This window comes from Brevibacterium iodinum ATCC 49514 (genome assembly GCF_900169265.1).
GTDB classification, from domain to species: Bacteria; Actinomycetota; Actinomycetes; order Actinomycetales; family Brevibacteriaceae; genus Brevibacterium; species Brevibacterium iodinum.
Genome location: NZ_FXYX01000016.1, coordinates 1 through 22,474, shown reverse-complemented (window position 1 = coordinate 22,474; position 22,474 = coordinate 1). Strand labels below are relative to the sequence as shown.

Below are 22,474 nucleotides of genomic sequence, written 5' to 3'. Positions count from 1 at the left end.
TGCATGTCATTCTACATATACATGTCAGATGACAACTGAGGAGATGACATGACTGCACACAATGACTTCAACGATGACAACGATGACTTCACCACCCCGACCGGAGGAGCTGGCGCAGCAGGTGCCGATGACTGGACGGACTCGCCGAACACCGACGAGAACACCGTCGCCGGCAGCGCCTCGAGCCTCGGCTCCGATCGCGAACAGCCGGGCGACACGGACAAGACCGATGCGGCGGAGAATGACTCGGCCGCACGCACTGAGCCTGCGAACGGTGCCGAGTCCGGCGACGGCAAGGGCGATGACACCGACACCGATCTGCCGCAGCTGCTGCGCGAGTTCAGCCACGTGCTGCGTCGCGAATTCCGCTCGGCTGCGGTCGACTCCGGATTCGACCCTCGCGATTTCGGGCGTATGCGGCGAGGACGTCGCCGCTGGGATTCCGATGAGGTCGTCGCCGACGGTGCCGCCTACCCGGAAGAGCCTGTGACCTACGGTCCGCCGCGTGGCCGAGGTGGATGGGGACCGTCCAAGAACATCGATCCCGGAGAGCTGCGCCAGCGCTTCCGCGATATGCGCGACGGAGTCGGTGATCGCATCGAAGAGGTGCTCACCTCCGAAGAGTTCGAGAACCTCAAGGCCTCGCTGTCGAAGATCGTCGACAACTTCGGTCCCGACCGCTGCGGCGACGACTCGGACCGCCATAGCGAACCGCACGACCGCGAACACCCCCACGACCATGACGATCACCGAGGCGGCCCTGACCGTCACGAGGCTCATGGGCCCCGTGGTGGGAACGGCGTCCGCGACCGCCGCCGCGGGGGAGGCCGCGGACGGCGGGGGTTCGGCCCGAACTTCGGTCCCGGCTTCGGACCAGGCCGACGAGGATTCGACCCCTTCGGCTGGGCCGATGAGCACCGCAGCCGCGAGAAGGAGGTCCAAGAGGCCTTCGAGCGCGGATTCGCCGCGGGCTTCGAACAGGGACGCAACTCGTAAGCGGCTCCGCCGGTCCGCCCGCTGATCCCGCAGGCACGGTGAGCGGAGTGCGGCTCCGACCACCCGAGAACGCGATCCGGTGCGAACCTCCACGGTTCGCACCGGATCGCGTCTGCGTCTGTGCGCCGAGACTCCGGGCATGGTGCGCTTGTGTGTCCACGACATCGCCGCGGGCGCAGCGATCACGCGGCAGCGCGGGCCGCTGAACGCTCAGCCGCGGGATAGCACCGCCCCGAGATCATCGAGCATGCTGCGATCCTCGATCGTCGACGGCACTGCCGGATCGTCGACGCCATCGGCGATCTGTCGCATCGTCTTCCGCAGGATCTTGCCCGACCGGGTCTTCGGCAGACCCGCGACGATGTCGACGCGTTTGAATGCGGCGACCGGTCCGATCTCTTTGCGGACGAGCGCCACGAGTTCGTCGATGACGGTGTCCGGGTCGGCCGCCTCGGCGGAATCCCCGAGCACGACCAGCGCACGTGGGATCTGTCCCTTCACGTCATCGTGGACGCCGATTACAGCGGCCTCGGCCACGGCCGGGTGGGAGGCGACGACCGCCTCGATGATGCCGGTGGACAGGCGGTGCCCGGCGACGTTGATGACATCGTCGGTGCGACCCATGACGAAGACGTACCCATCCTCATCGAGATAGCCGGAATCGCCGGTGAGGTAATAGCCGTCGAAGGCGGCGAGGTAGGAAGAGATGAACCGCTCGTCGTCACCCCACACCGTGGCCATGGTGCCCGGAGGCAGCGGCAGCCGGATGACGATGAGTCCTTCCTCCCCGGACGGAACGGGCTGACCGCCGGGGTCGACGACCTCGACGTGGAAGCCGGGAGTCGGCTTCGTCGAGGACCCCGCCTTGAGCGGGAACCGGGTCAGTCCCAGCGGATTCGCGGTGATCGGCCAGCCGGTCTCCGTCTGCCACCAATTGTCGACGACGGGGACGTCGCGTCCGGTCGCCTCGGCGAGGATCTTCGTCGTCCACTCATACGTGTCGGGATCGAGGCGCTCGCCGGCGAGGAATTCCGCACGCAGACTCGACAGATCGTACTTCTTCATCAGCTCGCCGTTCGGGTCCTCCTTGCGCACCACGCGCATGGCGGTCGGGGCGGTGAAATGGACGTTGACCTTGTGCTGCTCGATGGCGCGGAAGAAGGCTCCGGCGTCGGGTGTGCCCACGGGTTTGCCCTCATAGAGCACCGAGGTGACGCCGGCCAGCAGGGGTGCGTAGATGATGTACGTGTGCCCGACGACCCACCCGACGTCGGAGGCTGTGAACATCGTGTCGCCCGGGTGGAGGCCGAAGACAGTCGGCATCGAGAAGGCTCCGGCCACCGCATATCCGCCGGAGTCGCGGACGATTCCCTTCGGTTTGCCGGTGGTGCCCGAGGTGTAGAGGACGTAGAGCTCGTCGGTGGCTTTCACGGTCACCGGGTCGATGCCCTCGGGCGTCTGGTCGAGCAGTTCGGCGTAGTCGAGGTCGTTCTCGCCTAGTTCGCAGCGATGTTCGTCGCGTTGGACGATGACGGTGAAGTCAGGTTTGTTCTCAGCGATCTCGATGGCCTCATCGAGCATCGGCTTGTATTCGAGGACTCGGCTCTTCTCGACTCCACAGGAAGTGGAGATGACGGCCTTCGGGGCGGTGTCGTCGATGCGCACGGCGAGCTCGTTCGGAGCGAAGCCGCCGAAGACGACCGAGTGGATCGCGCCGAGGCGGGCGCACGCGAGCATGGCCACGGCTGCCTCGGGGATCATCGGCATGTAGATGACGACGCGATCGCCCTTGGTCACCCCTCTGTCCGCCAGAGCCCGAGCGAAGCGGGAGACCTCGTAGAGAAGCGCGGCGTAGGTGATCGAACGGACGGTGTCTGTGACCGGTGAATCGTAGATGATGGCGGCCTGGTCGCCGCGGCCGTTCGCGACATGTCGGTCGAGCGCGTTGTAGCAGACGTTGAGCTCGCCGTCGGGGAACCAGCGATAGATCGGCGCATTCGAATCGTCGACGGCCTTCGTCGGTTCGGTGACCCAGTCGATGTGGTTCTTGGCCTGTTCGAGCCAGAAGCCGTCGGGGTCCGAATCGATGCGCGCGACGATGTCGTCGTAGCTGGGGGTGGTGGTGTCGGGTTTCGTGTCCATGCTCCTATTGTGGCGCACGGCACAGCTGCGTGCCGAGGTGGGGCACATCCTCGGGGATCGCCACCGGCACGAAAGTGGACCCATTTCCCTGCACTCGGACCAGGAGAGGGCACAATGGGGATATGAGATTCCTGGTTGCACTGATCCTCGGCCTCGCCGTCATGTTCGGTCTGAACGCCATCTTCGACTTCTTCGCGATGGCACGACCGTGGGGTTCGATCCTCATGGGCGTCATCGTCGGGCTGACAATGCTCGTCGTCCTGCTCATCTGGGAGGCCGTGCGCCCGACCCAGCCGAAGGGCGAATCGGCGAAGGCCAAGGCGAAGGCGCAGAAGAGCGAAGACGAGCGGGCGAAGGCCCGTGCCGAACGACGTGCCCGACTCGCCGCCGAGGCGGGAGTGAGCCTCGAAGGCATCGACGGTGCCCTGCCGGGATCGACCGCCCAATCGTCGGAGGTGGCCTCGTCCGATGGGTCAGCCGAGGAGGCTTCCGCCGAGGGGGGTTCCGCCGAAGGGATGGCTGCAGCCGACGATTCCGCCGAGGCGGCGTCGGGGGAAGCGACACCCGCCGAGGGTGCATCGGCTCAGTCGACACCCACAGAGACGGTTCCGACTGCGAGCGAGTCCGCTGGCAGTGCGACCGCTGAAGGCTCGGACGTGGCTGAGGCCGCGGAGACGACCGAGGGCGAGGAATCTGCTGAGACCAGCGCCGCTGCCGACGGTGCGGCGACCGCTTCGCCGAACGAGGCGACGACCGTTGGGTCGGACGAGGCGCCTGAGACCGACGCGACCGAGCACGCGGCTGAGCAGAACAGTGAGACGGACTCGTCCCTGGAATCTGACGGAGCCGAAGGCGACGAGACCTCGAAAGGCGAGGAGCGACGCACTGAGTCTGCGAAGCCCGCAGTGGTGGTGAAGCCCGCACAGCCGGCAGCGCCGGTCGCCTCCGCACAGCCATCCGCCTCCGCACCGTCCGGTGGCTCCGAAGCCGCCGACGCCAGCGTCGCAGACACCGAAACGACCGGCACCCGCACCAGTGACACCGAGGCAGGCGGCACAACCGCTGTCGACGGTGAACCGGCTCGGCCCGCTGAGAAGCCGGCCGCGCGGTCAGGGGATTCATCCGAACTGCCTCCGCCGCCGCCGAGGCCACCGGAATTCCCGGCTCAGCCCACGGCCGCACCACAGGCTGCAGATACCGCTGCACCACAAGCCGCGGATACGACGAACGAGACCATGTCTGCGGCTCCGTCGCTGAACAAGGACGATGTCAGTGACAGCGGATCCGCCTCGGCGTCCGACCCCGAACTCGAAGGACCTGCCGAAGACCCGGCGACGCTCGACCCGGAGGAATTCGACGAATCCGCCAGCGGCTCCTCGCTCGAGGCACCGCCGACCGGTGAACCCGGAATGTCGGCTGACGCGCTCTCCGGCAAGATGCCCGATGAGGCCGAGGAGTCCGCTGGCTCGGCCGAGGAAGAGCCTGCCGAAGACGAGACTGCGGACGACCGGGCACGTGAGAGCGAGGAACCGTCGGCCGAGGAGAACAACCAGTACCGGCTCTGATCCGGCACACCTTCAGGCATAGTGCGCGGCGAGGATCTGCAGACCCTCTTCGATGCTGACGCGGGGAGTCCAACCGAGGACTTCCTGCGTTCGCCGCTGGTCGAACCAATGCGCGGTCGACAGCTGTTCGGCGAGGAACCTCGTCAACGGTGGTTCGTCGTCGTGCTCTCCGAGCTCCCACACCTTTTCGACCACAGACCCTGCTGCCAGCGCCGGGGCCACCGGAATGCGCAGCTTCGGCTCCGCCGCTCCGCCGGCGATCGCGATGCGTGACATCAGCTCACCGATGGGGCGCGGCTGACCGTTCGTCACCACCAGTGCCTCACCATGGGTGGAATCGACCGCGGTCACCGCCGCGACGATCGCCTCCACCGCATTGTCGACGAACAGGGTGTCGACCAGCGCCGCTCCCGAACCGAGCACCGGCATTCGCCCCGATCGGGCACGGTCGATGACCCGTTCAGTGAGCTGGGTATCACTCGGGCCCCACATGAGGTGCGGACGCAGGACGAGCACCCGGAAGTCGGACGAGTCCGCGCCCAGAGCAATCCGCTCACCGGCGCCCTTCGTCCGCGCATATTCGCCGCGCGCAGACTCCGGAGACGCCGGTTCGGCACCGTCGCCGATGATCGACTCACCGGTATGTGCCACCGACGGCGACGAGATATGGACCAGGCGCTGCACTCCGGCCGCCCGTGCCGCATCGACGAGTGTGCGGGTGCCGCCGATGTTCACGGCCTCGAATTCTTTGGGATCGCCCATCATGGACACCTTCGCGGCCAAGTGCACGACCGCCTCTGCGTCGGTGACGGCCTGATCCACGGCAGCCGCATCGGTCACCGAACCGATGACATCCACAGCTCCGTCGACCCCTGAGGGGCGGCGCTGCAGGGTCGTGACCGCGTGACCGGCGGTGACGAGTGCACGGGCGACGGACGAACCGAGCAGCCCGGAGGCTCCGGTGACGGTGATTCTCACTTCAGCTCCTCATGAACGGGGACGACGCAGATTCGGGGGTGGCGCAGATATCGGCGATGCCTCTAGACGCTTCCCCGCACCGGCCCACCAGCCAGGACGCTGTCGGCCCAGGCGGCGAGGCGGGAGCGGTCGATCTTCGAATTGTGGCGGATGTCGGTGGGGAACTCGGGGGCCACGAGCACAGCGCTCAGATCATGACCGACCGCCTCGGCGACCTTCTCCCGCAGGCGCGCCGTCAGGTCCAAGGGCGCGAGACCGGGAGACAGCGAGGTGCCCTCGGCATCGAGCACGGCCACAAGCGCCTGGGTGCCGACGGGACCGATGCCGACGACGGAGCTGCGGCTGACCTGGTCATCGGCGTCGATGAGCGCTTCAAGGCCTCCGGGCCCGACCGGTCCGCGCGGGGTCGTGACGACATGCTGCAGACGTCCCTCGAGCCACACGCGACCGTTCTCATCGATGTGGCCGATATCGTTCGTCCGATGCCAGGTCAGACCGTGCAGATCATCACGCGCCGAATCCGCAGTCGTGTGCCACAGATTGTCGTAGCCGGACTTGATATGGGCGGCACTGACGACGAATTCGCCGAGGCGGCCCTGCGCGGTCGCGCCCTGCCGCAGCTCATCGGCCGAACGTCCCGACTCATCGATGGGGGCCAGAGCGAGTTCGACGCCGTCGATCGGCTGCCCCACGCAGACCCCGAGACCACCGGTGGCATCGGCGGCGGCCACGCCGTCACGGTCGATGTCGGTGAGCAGGAGACCCTCGGTCATGCCATAGGGGGAGTGGATGGACGCGTTCGGGAACACCTCGGCAATGGCATCCATGAGCTCCAGCGGCACGGGCGCACCCGCCGAGAGCACGAGTTCGACCCCGGCGCACGCTTCCCGCTGCTGCCCGTCGAGCTCGCCAGCGGTCGCGGCGACATTCGTGTATGCGGCCGGGGAGGCGAAGACCATGGTGGCCCGTCCGGCGATGATCGCATCGGCGATCGCAGTGGCCGTGAGCGTCTTCGGTTTCGTCACCGACATGTCCGGTGTCACCGAGGTGGCTCCGATGGCCGGTCCCAACAGGGCGAACGGTGGGAACCCAGCCACCAGTCCAGTGCCTTCGGTGACGTTGAAGGTCCTGGTCAGCACGGCCGCCAACGCGGAGATGTCCGCATGCGTATAGCGCACGCCCTTCGCCGGTCCCGTCGACCCGGAGGTGAAGAGGATCGCCGCGTCGGCATCCGGTGACGGGGTCGGCAGCTCGGCCCGGTGCGGGGTGCGGGAGAGTTCCGTCAGGCTCGTCTCTGCCTTGAACACGCGCGAGCGCACGGGTCCGAGCGGACGCACGGAGATCCGCCGGCCGGGCCAGCCGAAGGCGCGGGCCAGAGCGAGTCCGGGCAGCTCGCCGATGATCCACTGCGGATCGGCCGAGGTGATCGCCCGAGTCATTCCCTTCGGGCCGAGTCCGGCATCGGCGACGACGGCGACCGCACCGATCTTCAGACACGCATAGAGCGCGGCGGTGAGATTGTTGCCGGGAGGCACCAGCATGGACACCCGATCCCCGGGCTTCACGCCGAGGTCGAGCAGCCCGTTTGCGATCGACGTCGTCACGTGCCACAGATGGCGCCAGGTGATCTGCTGCGCCGGATTCTGCGCGAAGTCGACCGAGGCGATCGCCTCGTCGTCACGGCGGGCATCGAGGATCGCCGTCACCGCGCGGACCTCCGCGGATCCGTTGCCGGTGGCGGAGTCATCCGCGATATCGGAAGTCGATCCACTCGCCGAGGAGGGCGTTCCCGACCGCGCGGACGCTGCTCCCGTCGCCGAGGCGGCCGCGCCCTTCCGCTCGGACGATCCTTTCGCGGGGGCCGCCTCGGTGGGGGTGTTCGCGGTGGTGGGCGCATCGAACTGGGCGCTCAGCCAGTCGAGGACGAGACCGGGAACCTCGTGATCTTCGCTGACGAGGTGGGAGGCCGTTTCGAACCGGTGCACGTCGGCCTGCGGCAGGCGCTGGCGCAGGTCCCGCAGATAGCGTTCGAGGAACACCGGATCCTTCGGGCCCCAGACGAGCAGCGCCGGTTTGTCGAACGCAGCGATGTCCTGGCCGATGCGCTGGAGTTCGGGATCGGAGGCATGAGTGTCATCGACGGGGATATCGGCGACGAAGTTGCCGATCGCCCACCGGTCCTCTGCCCTCCGGTATGGGGCATGGAAGGCGTCCTTGGTCTCGGCATCGAGATCGCCGAGGCCCAGGGTCACGCGCAGGAACCAGTCGGTGAGCACGGTGGCTGCAGGCAGCATCGGCCCGGCCAAGGTCGCGCGCAGCGGTGCGGGCACCGGGGCGTCCTCGGGCTGGTGGACGGCCGTGTTGAGGCTGATCGCCGCGGACACCAGTTCGGTATTTCGGGCGGCCCAGCCGAGTGAGAGGACTCCGCCCCAGTCGTGACCGATCGTCACGATCGGGTGGGTGGCGGATCCGGTGGCGGCCACCTCGGCGAACAGGTTGGAGACGACCGCATCGAAATCGTTGATGCGATCGGCGATGCGACGCACCTCATCGGATTTCGGGGCCGGCATCGTCTTGTGGGCGAGCCGTTCGGAGAAGCCCATCTCGAGCTGGTCGGGGGCGATGAGCCGCCAGGCGCGGCCGCCCGACTGCGCGGCATCGATGGTGGCCCGCGCCAGTCTGCGCCACAGATACGACCAGGTCGGGTTGCCGTGGAGAGCGACGATCGTGCCCGCCGGCTCCACCCCGGCGGCAGCCAGGGCGGGCAGTGTGTCGAGGACATGGAACGCATGGGTCCCGTCGGAGGTTTCCGCCTCAACGATTCGGGACCAGGCGGGGTCCCACTCGGGCAGCTTCGGGGGAGTCGTGGCCGGCCGTGCAGGAAATCTCATGAAGTCTCTACCACTCGATCTCGGTCATGGCGGTGTTGAGGCCGGAACCGACGCCCATGCACAGGATGCGGTCGCCGGGTTTGAGGTTCTCGGCCTCACGGGACAGGGTGATGGGCAGGGAGGCGGGGCCGACGTTGCCCAGCTCCGGGTAGCTCACGGGGATCCGGTCGGGGTCGAGGTTCGCGGCCTTCGTGATCGAATTCGTGTGCACATCGGAGACCTGGTGCATGACGTAGCGGTCCATCTCCCGCCAGTTCCAACCGGTCTCGTGGGCTTCCTCCCACGCGGCGACGACGAGTTCCATGCCGCCGGAGAGCAGCCCCTTCGCGTCGGTGAACATTCCGTTGTGGTCGCCGACGCACAGCTCGTGATGCTGGGTGGCCGCACGGGTGATCCCGCCGAGGATGCGGTGGCACTCCGGATGTCTGTCGGCCGGGCCGAGGACGGCGGCGGCAGCACCGGAGCCCAGGGTCAGGGACGCGAATTCGTTGAGGTACTCCTCGCGGGTGATCTCCGGGCGGTTGAGGCGACGCAGCGTCGCGTCTTGGACGCGGGAGGCGTCTTCGCCGGCGACGATGAGGGCGTACTCGATCTGCCCGGCGTCGATCATGTTCGCGGCCAGGGTCATTCCGTTGACGAATCCGAGGCAGGCGTTGGCGATGTCGAAGTTCATCGCCTGCGGGCCGAGCCCGATGCCGGCGTGGACGCCGACGGCCACGGACGGTTCCAGGTGCTCACGGGTCACGGAGGTGTTGACCATCAGTCCGATGGCGTCGGGAGGGACCCCCGCCTCGGCGAGGGCCTTCTTTCCGGCCGCGATCGCACCATCGGCGAACTGGTGGGGCTCATCCCAGTTTCGGCGGGCGTACACACCGGCGACGCGTTGGAGCAGACCCTGCGGCAGTTTGAGAGATAACAGCGTATCGGCGAGGCGGTCGTCGAATTCCTGCGAGGTCACTTCGTTCGGGGCCAGGGTCTCGGTCAGGCCGAGCAGGGCCACGTTGGAGTGCCGAAATGTTGCGTTGCCATTCGCCAATTGAAGTACTCATCCCTTTTCGGGTCGTTCGTCGGTGTCGATATCGTCCGCAGAGGCGCGCGCCTGACGCGTCACCACGGGGGAATTCCGGACCTATCTTACCGCCCGGTTTCTGAGATGTTCATCAGCGTGTGAACCAGGTGAAGCCGTCATAGAGCAATCCTGTGGCGGCGAGCACAGCAATGACGGCGAGAACGAGCGAGGTCACAGTGTGCGAGACCTTCGACGTCTGGAAGCGCACGGCACGCGAATACGACATGGGGCGATCGGTGACGTTGTGGCCGAACTGGGCGAAGATCCGCCAATCCATCACGTCGACGAGCGACTTCGCGGCGAGGGTGAAGACGATGATGCAGCCGATGCCCATGAACAGCAGGAACACGAAGCCGAAGAAGCCGAAGTCCTTGAAGAACGTCACTACCCGGTCGCCGATGGCCACGGCGAAGGCGGAGAATCCGTCGCCGAAGGGCAGGGCATCGAACGAGTCGGTGATCGTGGACAGGCTGATGTTGTCGCGCACCGTCTGCACGGACCCGATGTACATGAAGATCGACGCGGCCAGGGCGACGAGCAGGTTGATGATCGAGATCGTCGCATTGTCCGGCCAGAAGTCCAGGTGCTTGATCGTATAGGTCGCCGACAGCGCCACGCAGATGATCGCGCCCGTCAGCGCGCCGATGGTGGCCGGCAGCAGAAGATTGTTGAAGAACACGAAGGCGACGACGGCGATGAGCGCGGCGCCCAGGATGTAGGTGAACACTGCGACGGTGTCGCCGTTGGCCGCGGTGGCGGCTCGTCGGTTGGCCTCGATCATCTGGCCGGAGTGCTGGATGTTGGCGGCGAGTTCGTTCTTCGTCGCCCGCGGCAGATCGGCGTCGGCGTCGTAGCCCTGTGCGTCGTAGCCCTGTGCGTTGCTGGGCAGAACGCGGGTCTCATCCTCGCTGCTCCACGGGCGACCGGACTGGTTGTAGCCGGGCTGGCCGTAGGGGTTCTGACCGTACTGAGTCTGCGGGTAGCCGCCCTGGGGGCCGCCGCTGGCGGGGTCCCTGGGCTGCCATCGTCCGAGCTTCGCTCCGATGAAGTAGATGACGAAGACGACGAGAGCCGCAAGGACTCCGATGGAGATGCCGGCGCCGAGCTCGTTCATAAGGGTGACTTCCTGGGGATGGACAACGGTGGTCTTCTTTTCAGTCTATGGACTCATGCCGCTCAGAGCACGTTCCGTGGCCCATGTGCGCGCGGTTAGGAGCGATTTGCTCCTTGCTGAGCGGGGTGCGGACGCGGCCATCGCACGATTGTTAGGTCGATCCACGGTGCTCTGAGCCGCGATATCACCGTGGATCGACCCAACAATCGCCACGTACCACGGTGGTTTCGCGCTGCAGCGCCGTCGCGCACGACTCCGTCCTGGCACAGCTCCGTCCCGGCACGCGTGGTTCGTGGGTATGGTGGGGTCAGGATCCGCCCACCGACGTTCGAAGGAGACACGCGATGAGCAACCCACAGGCATTCACCTCCGAAGCCCTGCCTCTCGATGAGCAGGTCGTGCTCGTCACCGGGTCCGGACGCGGCCTGGGCGCTGCGATCGCGAAGGCCTTCGCACCGGAAGGTGCGGCGCTGGTCATCAACTACCGATACTCGGCCGAGACTGCAGAAGAGCTCGCCGAGGCGGTCCGTGCTCGCGGTGGACGTGCAGTGGCCATCGAAGCCGATGTCACGGACTCCCGCGCCGTCGACGCCATGTTCGAAACCGCGGCCGCCGAGTTCGGTACTCCCGTATCCACTGTGGTCAACAACGCTCTCGCAGACTTCTCGTTCAACGGCGATGAACGCCAACCGGCCGATGAGATCGACTATTCTGATTTCGCCGACCAGTTCCGCGGTTCCGTCGAGGGCGCGGTCAACACGATCCAAGCCGCGATGCATGGTTTCCGAGAGCTCGGTTCCGGCCGCGTCATCAACATCGGCACCAACCTGTTCCAGGACCCGGTTGTGCCGTACCACGACTACACGGCAGGCAAGGCGGCGCTGCTGTCGCTGACCAGGACGTTCGCGAAGGATCTCGGCCCGGCCGGGGTACGGGTGAACATGGTCTCCGGCGGATTGCTGCGCACCACCGATGCGTCCTCGGCGACACCCGAAGAGGTCTTCGACCAGATCGCGGCCGCCAGTGCGCTGCGACGTGTGACGACTCCGGAGGACTTCGCCTCGGCGGTGGTGTTCTTCGCCTCCCCCGCTTCGCGTGCGGTGACCGGCCAGAACCTCATCGTCGACAACGGCCTCGTCATGGGTTGAAGTGGCCGACTGTGAGATGGGTGGGCTGCACCCATCAACGTCGACGGGGTGGACAGAAGGCCGGGTTCGCCTGCAGGGGCGCCCCCGGAGCCGGGGAGTGGATTTCAGAACCGGTCGAGGAAGGCCAAAGCCCGTTCGTAGAGCAGTTCTGCGCTGTCTTCGCGGTAGTCCGGAGTGGTCGGGTCACTGAACAGGTGGGTGCTGCCCGGGTAGAGGAAGTACTCCGCCTGCGCACCCGCTTGCGTCGCAGACTCCATCAGCGTCTCGATCGTTCCCGGGCTGCGCCAGGAGTCATCGACGGCGAAATGAGCCTGCACCGGCACTACCGCCTGCCAGCGCGTCGGCTTGGGGAAGCCGCCGCCGTGGAAGAGCAGGACGCCGCGGGCCCGCGGATCGTTCTTGCCCATCTGCTGAGCGAGCGCGGCACCGAGTGAGAATCCGCCGAAGACGAGATCGTCGCCGAGGTCCTCGCAAGCGTCCTTCACCCGATCAACCAGCGTCGAGAACCCGACCTCCTGGGAGTGGGCGACTCCCGATTCTGCGTCGTCGAAGGTCCTGCCCGCGTAGACGTCGGGAGTGTGCACGGCATATCCGGCCAGGGCGAAGCGTTCGGCGATGGCATCCATCCCGGACGTCCGCCCCAGAGCCGAGTGGAGAAGGACAAGGGTGGTCATAGGAATCCTCTCACTCAGCGGCTGTGTCCGCGGGGGATCGTGAACGTGTCCGCGCGGGCCGTGGCCCAATCGTCTGCCCACTCCGAGGGGGTGTCATCGAGGAGCTCGCCGGGCTTCAGCCAGTCGTAGAGGCGAGCATAGGACCAGGATTCGGAGGCCGAGACATTGCGTCGCAGCATCGTCGGCTCCAGCTCGTCGGGTGCGGCCGCACCCATCGATGCCATGAGGCGGGCCGCCTCGGCGACGACTCCATCGTGGTAGTTGCGCACACGTTCGGCCTTGGTGGGCACGTCGATGGCGCGCGCTCGCCGCGGATCCTGTGTGGCGACGCCGACAGGGCATTTGCCCGTGTGGCAGGCCTGGGCCTGGATGCAGCCGACGGCCATCATCATCGCGCGGGCGGAGTTCGTGAAGTCCGCGCCCTGGATGAGGCGTTTGACGATATCTGTGCCGGTGGCGATCTTGCCCGAGGCGCCGACCTTGATCTTCTTCCGCAGGCCTGCGCCGACGAGCGCGTTGTGGACGATCATCAGTCCCTGTGTCAGAGGCAGACCGACATTGTCCTCGAACTCCAACGGCGCGGCACCCGTGCCGCCCTCGGAGCCGTCGACGATGATGAAGTCCGGCAGGATCTGGGTCTCCACCATGGCCTTGACGATCGAAAGGAACTCCGTGCGCGAACCGACGCACAGTTTGAATCCGGCGGGTTTGCCTCCGGAGAGTTCACGCATCTGCCGGATGAACTCGAGCAGTTCGATCGGGGTCGAAAATACCGTGTGTCCGGGAGGGCTGATGCAGGTCTGGCCGACGGGGATGCCGCGGATCTCGGCGATCTCCTCGGTGACCTTCGGCCCAGGCAGCACGCCGCCGATGCCCGGCTTCGCACCCTGGGAGAGCTTGAGCGAGACCATCTTCACCTGCGGGTCCTGCGCCTTCTCGGCGAAGGTCTCGGGGGAGAATTCTCCTTCGGGGGTGCGGGCGCCGAAGTATCCGGTGCCGAGCTCCCAGATGAGGTCGCCGCCGTGCTCACGGTGATACGGCGAGATCGATCCCTCACCGGTGTCGTGGGCGAATCCGCCCAGCGCCGCACCCTTGTTCAGAGCTCGGATGGCGTTGGTGCTCAGCGAGCCGAAGCTCATCGCCGAGACGTTGAGCAGCGAGATGTCGTAGGGCTGAGTGCACTCGTCACCGCCGACCCGCACGCGCGGTGGCCTGGGCGGATTGGGGATCGGCATGTTCGAGTGCATGAGCGCCTCGTAGCCGGCGCGGTCGACATCGTGCTCGGTGCCGAACGCGTGTTCGGAGTGAGTGCCGTTGGCTCGTTCGTAGATGGTGGTGCGGGTGTCGCGATTGAACGGGCGTCCGTCCCAGTTGCGTTCGATGAAGTACTGCTGGATCTCCGGCCGGATCGACTCCAGCAGGAATCGGGCGTGCCCGGCGATCGGATAGTTACGCAGGATCGAGTGCTTCTTCTGCGTGAGATCCCATGCGGCGAGTGCGCCGAGTCCGAGGGCCGAGGCGGCCGCCGCCGCTCCGGCGATCTGCTTGCCTGCCGATTCGCCGGTGACCATCCGGACAATGGGGAATTGCCGTTTCATTGTGCCTCCTTGAACTGTCCTGTTCTCGAGCCTAGACCGAGATCGTGCAGTTTTCAGGAAAGGCAGACCTGAGACAGTCGTGGACTGTCGGCGAACCGTCTCAGAAGAGGCTGCCGAGATGCATCAGAACACGAGGCGGAACCGTCTCAGAAGAGACCGCCGAGCAGTGTGGTGACGAGCTCGTCGACCTGCATCGAATAGGCGACGATGAGGGTGAACCCGGTGGCGATCCATGCGATCTCCTTGTCCTGCGCGTAACCGCGAAGCGGCTCCCGCCGATAGCGCAGACCGCCGGCGAGAACGATGCCGAGATCGATGAGCCACCAGATCCCCAACCCGCCGAGGCTGAGCAGCTTGAGCGCGCTCGTGAGGTATCGGCCGGTGTAGAAACGATCAAGACCGAGGGCCCCGAAGAGCATCGACAGCAGCCAGGTGATGACGAAGGAGCGGTTGCCGAGAACGTCCGTGTGCTGGCTTTCGGGCGGGGCCAGGGATTCCAGGGACGAGGTGGTGACACCGGGGGAGGGCGCTGCTGGGTTCTGTAGAGCAATGGGCGAGGCAGAGGGCGCGGCCCGGCGGTTCGCGGGGTCTGCGCTGAGTGCGGGAATCTCGCTGGTCGCCGTCATCGCTGGCACGTCCATTCACTGCTCGTCGAACTTCTGGTCTTCAGCCTAGAAGGCGGTGGGCCGCCTCGGCGATGGGGTTATCCTCCGCATCCCCGCGCCCACCGCCGCTCGCGGTGTCCGGACTCACACGGTCCGAGTCCCGGAATCGTTTGAGCCGCGAATGTCGTCAGGCATAGCGTAGGGCTCATGAGCACAGGTGAGCCGAGTCCGACGAGCACTCGGCGTACCGTAGCCGCGGTCTTCCTCGCGGGAGTCTCCGTCTTTCTCGTCCTCTACGAGACCCAGGGCCTGCTGCCGGCGATCCGGGACGCCTACGGAATCGACGGTCCGACGGCGAGCCTGACCGTGTCCGCGACGAACGTGGCCATGGCCTGTTTCCTCATTCCGTTCTCGATGCTCGCCCCGCGCATCGGCCACGCCCGCCAGATCGGCGCGGGGGTGATCGTCGCAGCGATCCTCGCGCTCGTCCTTCCTTTCACTCCGACCCCGGAGCTGCTCATCGTCGTCCGGTTCCTCCAGGGCCTGGCGATCGCCTCGGTGCCGGCCACGGCCATGGCCTATCTCTCTTTGCGTCTGCCGCCGGCCGCGCTGCCCGGAGCGATCGGGGTCTACATCGCCGGAAACACGATCGGCGGGCTCTGCTCGAGGCTGCTCACCGGGCTGGCGTCGGAATTCCTCGGCTGGCACGGCGGGCTTGCGTTCACCGCGGTCGTGTCACTGATCTTCGGGCTCATCGTCGTCTGGCTGCTGCGCCACGATCTCTTCTCCACCGCCCGCAGCCGGGCCGTCCTCGATTCGGACGATTCCGCTCCGTCCGATACGGATCCCTCCCTCACCGAGACGGCCGACCCTGACGCTGTCGCCGCAGGTGACGGCAGTGCCAGCAATGCTCTCGCCGACGGTGATGACGTCGCGGCCGCCACCGATGGGTCCGTCGACGACGATGCCGACTCTGCCGGCGACGCCGCCGACGTCGGTGGGGCTGGGAGCGCGCAGCCGCCTCGGCGAGCGATTCCGCTGCGCGGAGGTCTGTGGCGGATCTACCTCACCGGGTTCCTGTGCATGATCGTCTTCGGCGGATCGTTCACGATGCTCGGCACCCGCCTGCAGCAGGATCCGTGGCACCTGAGCGAGGGCGCGGTCGCCCTGTTCTTCCTCATCTACCTCGTCGGCACCGTCGTCACCACGTATTACGGCCGCTTGGCCACGAAGTACGCACGCACTCGGATCACCCTGGCGGGGATGGTCATCGCGCTCGCCGGTGCGGGGCTGACTCTGGTCGATGCGCTCGTGGTGATCATCATCGGCATGTCGCTGCTCACCGCCGGATTCTTCCTCGGACATACGGGTGCTTCCGCGGCGGCGAGTGCCGCCCGGCCGGGAGTCGACTCGACCCGTTCCGCAGCCATCTACCTCACCGTCTACTACCTGGGTACGAGCCTCGGCGCCTGGCTCTCGGCGGTCCTCTTCGCCGACTTCGCTTGGCCGGGAGTCGTCGCCATGTGCGCGAGCTCCCTCATCGTGGTCTTCGTCTTGACCTTGACCGGTGCTCCGCTAGGCTTCAGGAAACGCAGCTGATCGCTCGTTCAGTGTCGCCGGCGTCGGCGGCCTGTCGCCTGCGGCTGCGTCGTGCTCCTCATCCGCCGGTGACTTCCGCGCCGGTATCGTCGTCGAAAGGCCAGTTCATGTCCGAGACCACCAACTCGACCGTCGTCTACGCGATCACCGACGGCGTCGCCCACGTCGAGATCGACCGTGCCGACAAGCTCAATTCGCTCACCCGCGAGGTATTCGAAGACCTCGTTCAGGCGGGGCTGGCACTGAAGGATTCGAGCGAAGTCAAGGCCGTGGTCCTGTCCGGTCGCGGTCGTGCCTTCAGCGCCGGGCTCGACTTCACCGAGATGGCCCGGATCGCCGAGGCCGGAGCAGCGACCCGCTCATCCGCTGAGGAAGCGGCCGAGCGGGACGCCGGTGCTGGTGAAACGGAAGCGGGGGACTCCGTGGCCACCGCCGTCGATATCGGTGAGCGACTCGGTTCGGCCCGGGCACTGGCGCAGAAAGCCGTGCATGTGTGGTCGCTCGTCGAAGTTCCGGTCATCGCAGCGGTGCGTGGGGCGGCGCTCGGCGGGGGGCTGCAGATCGCACTCGGCGCGGACATGCGTGTGGCCGGACCCGATGCGAAGCTCTCACTCATGGAACTCAATTGGGGGATCATCCCCGATATGTGCGGCACCCAGCTGCTGCCACGACTCGTGGGACCGGCTCAGGCGAAGAAGCTCATCGTCACCGCCGATACGATCGGTGCCGAAGAAGCTCTGCGCATCGGCCTCGTCGAAGAGGTCGTCGAGGACCCTCTGGCTCGTGCTCTCGAACTGGCCGGGCAGATCGCGGGCCAGTCTCGGTCGGCGCTGGTGTGGGCGAAGCGGCTCGTCGACCTGTCCTATGACTCCGATTTCAGCATCGGTCTCGACGCCGAACAGGAAGCGCTCGCCGCGCTGTTGGGCACCGACGAGCAGAAGCAGGTCGTCGCCACTCGCCTGGCCGCGATGAAGGCACGTGCCAAAGGCTGAGGTCGAGATCGCCGGGGTCCTGCTGCGAACAGCGGGATGCTGGACTCAGGCGCGGGAAGTAGGACGCAGTCGAATGAGGAGACCTAAGAACCGCGGTTGGAGGGGAACTCCGGGCGGACGGGGTCGATGATCCGGTCTGCGGTGATCGCCTCGGCGACGGTGGAGAATTCGGAGAGCTCACGCAGCAGCACGAACGTCGGGCGCATGAGCTTCAGCCGTCCGGCTCCCTCCTCTGCGAGGATCCCGGTCACCGAGCGCCACTCGCTCGTGTGCGCCTCCGTCGTCTGGTGCTGGGCGGCGGCGAGTTCGGGAGCCGCGATCGTATAGAAGTACGTATCGAAGCGTTTGGGCCGACCCAACGGCGTCACCCAGTTCGCCCACGGCTTGAGTCCGGCCGGGTCGAGGACCGCGCCCGTCTCCTCCTCGACTTCGCGCACAGCGGTGGCGAGCAGGACGCGCCAACCCTCGGCATCCTCGGCGATGGTCGAATCGGACCAAGCGGAGGTGTGCACCTGCGGATCGGGAACGGCGATGGTCGGTGCGGTCGTCGCATCGACAGGGTCGACGCGACCGCCGGGGAAGACGACGACGCCGGCCGCGAAATCCATAGTCGACACCCGGTGCTGGACGAACACCTCGATACCCTCGTCCCCGTCACGGAGCATGAGCACGCTGACGGCGGGCCTGATCGGGACCGCCTCGGCGTCGGCGATATCGGGACCGCGGCTCGCGCTGTCGGCGGTATCCGAACGGTCGGAGCCTTCGGGGTTGATGTCTCGAATCACGTTCAGCACCTTCGCTCTCAGCAATTGATGTCTGCTTCCAGTATGCCCGGGCTCGGGCAGAGGGCCGACGGGGGGTGGGGCGGGTGCGCGCGGGGCGGGCAGGATACGATGGGTGACAATCTGACATCCTCCATCTGAGACCGCTAACCCAACCGGTGACGAACAGGGCGGGGCTGAACGGGCACTATATGAGCAGTTTCGGGATCTATCCGTTCTTCAACATCAACCAGGCTTGGCCGAACTGGCTGATCATCATCCTGCTGTTGGTCGACATGATCATCCGCATCATCGCGCTCGGCTGGATCCCGCACAACCGCAAGCCGTCGGTCGCACTCGGGTGGCTGCTCGCGATCTTCCTCATCCCGTATGTGGGCATTGCGGCGTTCCTGCTGCTGGGGTCATCGAAGCTGCCGAAGCGGCGGCGAGACAAACAGGCGAAGATGAACGACCTCTTCCGCGATCAGATCCGCCAGCAGGCGATCGTCGGGCGCTACGACCATATGCCCGAACCGCTGAGCACCGCCGCGAAGCTCAACTTCGACCTCGGCGCCCTGCCGATGACCCATGGCAACTCCTTCGATCTCCACGTCGATAACCATGCTTGCATGGATGCGATGGCCGTGGCCGTCGACCGGGCACAGCGGTTCGTGCACTTCGAGTTCTACATCGTCGCCATCGATGACACGACGAGGCGGCTGCTCGAATCGCTGCTGGCTGCGCACCGGCGCGGTGTGAGTGTGCGCATCCTCATCGACCACGTCGGATCGCTCGGCTATCCCGGGTATTCGGAACTCGTCAAGCGGCTCGACTCCTCGGGGGTGAGCTGGCGCAGGGCGCTGCCGATCCGGCCGTGGAGGGGCGAGTACCAGCGGCCTGACCTGCGCAATCACCGTAAGATCCTCATCGTCGACGGCGACGTCGCGTTCACCGGTTCCCAGAACATCATCGATCGCTCCTACAACAAAGCACGCAACCGGCGGAAGGGCTTCCAGTGGAAGGACCTCTCGCTCGAATGTCGTGGACCGGTCGTCGAAGAGCTCGATGCGGTGTTCATCACCGACTGGTATTCGGAGACCGACGAAATCCTCGACGAACCCGACAGGTTCGAACTCGACGCCCCCGAATCCGGCGGGATCCAAGCCCAGGTCGTGCCCTCGGGTCCGGGCTTCGAAGACGAGAACAATCTGCGGCTGTTCAACCACCTCATCTACAACGCGAACCGGAGCATCGTCGTGTGCTCGCCGTATTTCGTGCCCGACGAGTCCCTGCTGCATGCGCTGACGACCGAAGCGCGCTCGGGTGTCGACGTGCGCCTCTACGTCGGTGAGACGAGCGACCATTCGCTCACTCACAAAGCACAGCAGTCCTACTACGACGACCTGGTGCGGGCCGGAGTGCGGATCTTCATGTACCACGCGCCGACGGTGCTGCATTCGAAGTTCCTCATCATCGATGACGACGTCTCGATCATCGGCTCGTCGAATATGGACGAACGGTCCTTCGCGATGAACCTCGAGGTCACGCTCTTCATCGTCAACAAGGAATTCACGCAGCGCATGTACGACCTCGAGGCCGAACGCTATGCACCGAATTCGGTCGAGCTCAATGCGGAGGAGTGGCAGGCGCGGCCGCTGCTGAAGAAGTATCTGGAGAACGTCGCCCGCCTGACGAGCTCGCTGCTGTAAGGGCGCGAGGGGACGCTGTCGTCGTGGCTGCCGGTGGGAGCGGGTGGAAGCCGCGGACGTCGAAGGCGGTGGGATCCGCGAACAGCACAGAAATAGGCGTATAGCCCAGTTTCAAAACTGGGCTATACGCCTATTTCTGGGCCGTAGCGAACTAGGTCGGGGTCGCGCTGACCGAAGTGCGCGGCGACTCAGCCAGTCCGCCGACTCTCAGTGGTCGTCGGTGACTCCGGCCGGACCTTCGTCCTCGAGGTGACGCTCGGGATCGGTGATCGAGTCCTGGGCCTTCGGCGAGGACTTGTGCTTCGCCGTGGTGTTCGACTTCGCTGTTTCCTGCGCGGCCGTGGTGCTCTTCGCCGTCGTGTCTGCCTTCGCACCAGCCGAATCCTCGTCACCGTCGAATTCGGAGACTGGAGTGTTCGTGGCAGCGGCGGCATTGACCTTGTCGGCCGCGGTCTGAACGGCATCGGCGACGGCCGGCGACTTGTCGCGGATGGACTGGTTGGCCTTCTCAACGGTGTCCTGGACGCGCGGGTCGGTCCACAGATCCTGAGCCTGGGCCTTCAGCCGTTCGTAGCTCTGACGCCCGGTGCGTGATCCCAGAATGAATCCGACTCCGAGACCGGCCAGGAGAATCAATCTCTTCTTCATGGTCTTGCTCCTCTTCGCAACTCGACGTCACCGTATTCGGCTCTGCTGTGCGGCACAGGTCCGAGCAGCGATGTGGCAGCGCACGGGCACTGTGCCCTCAAGATCCAGCTTATACCGAGTCGGGCTCTTACGGGTATGGATTCACCCGCGCCGTCATCGCAGATTCTCGACGGCAGCGGCTCGGCTCAGTCGAGACTCGGCTGCTGCTGGGTGATGCAGTGGATTCCGCCGCCGCGGGCGAAGAGCTCACGCGCGTCGACTCCGACGACCTTCCGCCCCGGGTAGACGCGCTCGAGCACGGCTGCCGCCTCGGCGTCCATCGGATCGTCGAAGGTGCAGGCGATGACCCCGCCGTTGGTGACAAGGTGATTGACATACGAATAGTCGACCCACCCTTCCTCGTCGCGCAGCACCTCGGGAGCCGGGATCGGCACCACTTCGAAGGGCGTGCCGTCGGCGGCGGTCTCGGCCGCGAACTGCTCCTTGAGCGCACGACTGAATTCGTAGTCCGGATGTTCGGGATTGCGTTGATCGTGGACGAGGACGACCCCGGGGCTCGGCATCGCGGCGACGATGTCGACGTGTCCCCGGGTGCCGAAAGTCTGATTGTCCCGGTGGAGTCCGCGGTCGAGCCAGATGACCTTCTTCGCCCCGATCGTGCGCGCGAATTCGGCTTCCACGTCGGCTTCGGTCAGTCCCGGATTGCGGCCGGGATCGAGCTGGACGCTGCGCGTTGCGAGCACCGTGCCTCGACCGTCGACGTGGAATCCGCCGCCTTCGTTGCGCAGATCCGAGGACACCACGGGAGTCCCGGCGAGGCCCGCGACGAATTCTCCGATGTGCTCATCGTGATCCCAGCTCGCCCACTCCTGGGCGCCCCACCCGTTGAACACCCAGTCCACCGCATGCAGGGCACCGCCGTCGTCGACGACGAAGCTCGGCCCGATATCGCGCATCCACGCATCGTCGAGTTCGGCGTTGACGATCGTGATCGCGTGGTTGGTCCCCTCGCCGAGGTGGCGCTTGGCATGATCAGTCTGTGCACCGGTCACGACGACCGTGACAGGGGTGAATTCGCTGGTGGCGCGGGCAACGGCGGCCCACGTGGCGCGCGCCGCCTCGGCCTCGGGTCCCGTGTCGCCGAGCGAGTAGCCGGAGGATGGGAACGCCATCCAGACTCGGTCCTGGGCGGCGGTCTCCGGCGGCATGTGCAACGTCATCGTTCGTCCCTTCGCTGGTGGACTGTCGCTGAGCCGAGTGTAGCCAGAATCTCGCCGGGGCGGTCGACGGATTTCGTTGCCGCCCGCCCGGCTCTCGGCTCGTTTCCGCGGACGCTCACCCCACAGGCCAGGGCGGCCATGTCGATTCCGTATAGTCAGGCGAAGAACAGGCAAGTAGGAAGAACAGGCAAGTAGAACGTGCCAAAGGAGGCATCAAGTGTCAGCAGCAGACGCAGCATTCGGACGGCAGGGGACGGGGCCTCTGGCCGGAACCATCGTGGCCGACTTCTCCCGAGTCCTCGCCGGCCCCTACGCGACGATGATGCTTGCGGATCTGGGTGCCACGGTCATCAAGGTGGAGGGGAAGACCGGGGACGATACACGTCACTGGGCGCCGCCTCGGCGAGGGGAAGATGCGACGTATTTCCTCACGGCGAACCGGAACAAGCACTCCGTCGTCCTCGATTTCAAGGACTCCGACGACCTCGCCTTCGCTCAGCAGCTCGCGGCTCGCGCGGACGTGCTCGTGGAGAACTTCAAGGCCGGGGGACTGGCGAAGTACGGCCTCGACTATGAGACGGTCAGCGCCGTCAATCCGGCTCTTCGTAATTGAGAGTGTAGATCGGTGATTCCAGGACACGGCGAGTCGCTGCGCGGATAGACGTCGAGGTCTTCCGATGATGGAAGTTCTCACACAATCCATCCGAAAGACCTCGACGTGGCCAAGCCTACTTTCTCGACCCCTGACCTCACGACATTCTGCCG

17 protein-coding genes and 1 pseudogene are annotated in these 22,474 nt (G+C 66.1%); 7 read left to right on the top strand and 11 right to left on the bottom strand.

Features of this window, described 5'->3' with window-relative positions; all coding sequences use genetic code 11:
- The first annotated feature begins 48 nt into the window (after nt 1–48).
- Nucleotides 49–996, top strand: coding sequence for a hypothetical protein (locus tag BI49514_RS11170; protein ID WP_101546615.1), 948 nt, complete (start codon nt 49–51; stop codon nt 994–996).
- A 210-nt stretch (nt 997–1,206) separates the two neighbouring features.
- Here BI49514_RS11170 and BI49514_RS11165 read toward each other — a convergent pair whose 3' ends face one another.
- Nucleotides 1,207–3,138 (bottom strand): acetate--CoA ligase, encoded by a 1,932-nt coding sequence (locus tag BI49514_RS11165; RefSeq protein WP_101546614.1) that lies wholly within the window; start codon nt 3,136–3,138, stop codon nt 1,207–1,209.
- A 122-nt stretch (nt 3,139–3,260) separates the two neighbouring features.
- Here BI49514_RS11165 and BI49514_RS11160 point away from each other — a divergent pair, with 122 nt between their 5' ends.
- Complete coding sequence (locus BI49514_RS11160) at nt 3,261–4,703, top strand: hypothetical protein (protein WP_101546613.1); 1,443 nt, start codon at nt 3,261–3,263, stop codon at nt 4,701–4,703.
- A 12-nt stretch (nt 4,704–4,715) separates the two neighbouring features.
- Here BI49514_RS11160 and BI49514_RS11155 read toward each other — a convergent pair whose 3' ends face one another.
- The 4 genes from BI49514_RS11155 to BI49514_RS11140 form a co-directional block, all read right to left on the bottom strand.
- Complete coding sequence (locus tag BI49514_RS11155; protein WP_101546612.1) at nt 4,716–5,681, bottom strand: NAD-dependent epimerase/dehydratase family protein; 966 nt, start codon at nt 5,679–5,681, stop codon at nt 4,716–4,718.
- Between the two features lie 62 nt (nt 5,682–5,743).
- Nucleotides 5,744–8,572, bottom strand: coding sequence for an alpha/beta fold hydrolase (locus BI49514_RS11150; RefSeq protein WP_101546611.1), 2,829 nt, complete (start codon nt 8,570–8,572; stop codon nt 5,744–5,746).
- A 7-nt stretch (nt 8,573–8,579) separates the two neighbouring features.
- Entirely contained in the window at nt 8,580–9,608 is a 1,029-nt protein-coding gene (locus BI49514_RS11145; RefSeq protein ID WP_101546610.1) for a 3-oxoacyl-ACP synthase III, read from the bottom strand.
- A gap of 124 nt (nt 9,609–9,732) precedes the next feature.
- On the bottom strand, nt 9,733–10,755 hold the full coding sequence (locus tag BI49514_RS11140) for a hypothetical protein (RefSeq protein WP_101546609.1): 1,023 nt from the start codon (nt 10,753–10,755) through the stop codon (nt 9,733–9,735).
- Between the two features lie 344 nt (nt 10,756–11,099).
- Here BI49514_RS11140 and BI49514_RS11135 point away from each other — a divergent pair, with 344 nt between their 5' ends.
- The gene (locus tag BI49514_RS11135; RefSeq protein WP_173155608.1) at nt 11,100–11,903 is read left to right on the top strand and encodes a 3-oxoacyl-ACP reductase; all 804 of its coding nucleotides are present in this window, start codon (nt 11,100–11,102) and stop codon (nt 11,901–11,903) included.
- Nucleotides 11,904–12,007: 104 nt separating this feature from the next.
- Here BI49514_RS11135 and BI49514_RS11130 read toward each other — a convergent pair whose 3' ends face one another.
- From BI49514_RS11130 to BI49514_RS11120, 3 genes are all read right to left on the bottom strand, one after another.
- The gene (locus BI49514_RS11130) at nt 12,008–12,577 is read right to left on the bottom strand and encodes a dienelactone hydrolase family protein (RefSeq protein WP_101546608.1); all 570 of its coding nucleotides are present in this window, start codon (nt 12,575–12,577) and stop codon (nt 12,008–12,010) included.
- Between the two features lie 14 nt (nt 12,578–12,591).
- On the bottom strand, nt 12,592–14,175 hold the full coding sequence (locus BI49514_RS11125) for an FMN-binding glutamate synthase family protein (RefSeq protein ID WP_101546607.1): 1,584 nt from the start codon (nt 14,173–14,175) through the stop codon (nt 12,592–12,594).
- A 146-nt stretch (nt 14,176–14,321) separates the two neighbouring features.
- A complete protein-coding gene (locus BI49514_RS11120) occupies nt 14,322–14,801 on the bottom strand; it encodes a TM2 domain-containing protein (RefSeq protein WP_167443988.1) in 480 nt (159 codons plus the stop codon).
- A gap of 186 nt (nt 14,802–14,987) precedes the next feature.
- On the opposite strand from BI49514_RS11120, the gene BI49514_RS11115 reads away from it, so the two are divergent.
- Nucleotides 14,988–16,379, top strand: coding sequence for an MFS transporter (locus BI49514_RS11115; RefSeq protein WP_101546605.1), 1,392 nt, complete (start codon nt 14,988–14,990; stop codon nt 16,377–16,379).
- A gap of 107 nt (nt 16,380–16,486) precedes the next feature.
- Nucleotides 16,487–17,371 carry an enoyl-CoA hydratase-related protein gene (locus tag BI49514_RS11110; protein ID WP_101546604.1) on the top strand — a complete coding sequence of 295 codons (885 nt, stop codon included), beginning with the start codon at nt 16,487–16,489 and terminating at the stop codon, nt 17,369–17,371.
- A gap of 83 nt (nt 17,372–17,454) precedes the next feature.
- On the opposite strand, the gene BI49514_RS11105 is transcribed toward BI49514_RS11110, so the two are convergent.
- Entirely contained in the window at nt 17,455–18,156 is a 702-nt protein-coding gene (locus BI49514_RS11105) for an NUDIX hydrolase (RefSeq protein ID WP_101546668.1), read from the bottom strand.
- A gap of 188 nt (nt 18,157–18,344) precedes the next feature.
- Between BI49514_RS11105 and cls the strand changes: the two genes are divergently transcribed.
- The gene (cls, locus tag BI49514_RS11100; RefSeq protein WP_101546603.1) at nt 18,345–19,841 is read left to right on the top strand and encodes a cardiolipin synthase; all 1,497 of its coding nucleotides are present in this window, start codon (nt 18,345–18,347) and stop codon (nt 19,839–19,841) included.
- A gap of 207 nt (nt 19,842–20,048) precedes the next feature.
- On the opposite strand, the gene BI49514_RS11095 is transcribed toward cls, so the two are convergent.
- Nucleotides 20,049–20,489 (bottom strand): hypothetical protein, encoded by a 441-nt coding sequence (locus tag BI49514_RS11095; protein ID WP_101546602.1) that lies wholly within the window; start codon nt 20,487–20,489, stop codon nt 20,049–20,051.
- 185 nt (nt 20,490–20,674) lie between these two features.
- A complete protein-coding gene (locus BI49514_RS11090; protein ID WP_101546601.1) occupies nt 20,675–21,709 on the bottom strand; it encodes an agmatine deiminase family protein in 1,035 nt (344 codons plus the stop codon).
- A gap of 217 nt (nt 21,710–21,926) precedes the next feature.
- Here BI49514_RS11090 and BI49514_RS11085 point away from each other — a divergent pair.
- Nucleotides 21,927–22,313, top strand: a pseudogene (locus BI49514_RS11085) (CoA transferase); the annotation flags it as partial.
- Nucleotides 22,314–22,474: the final 161 nt, after the last annotated feature.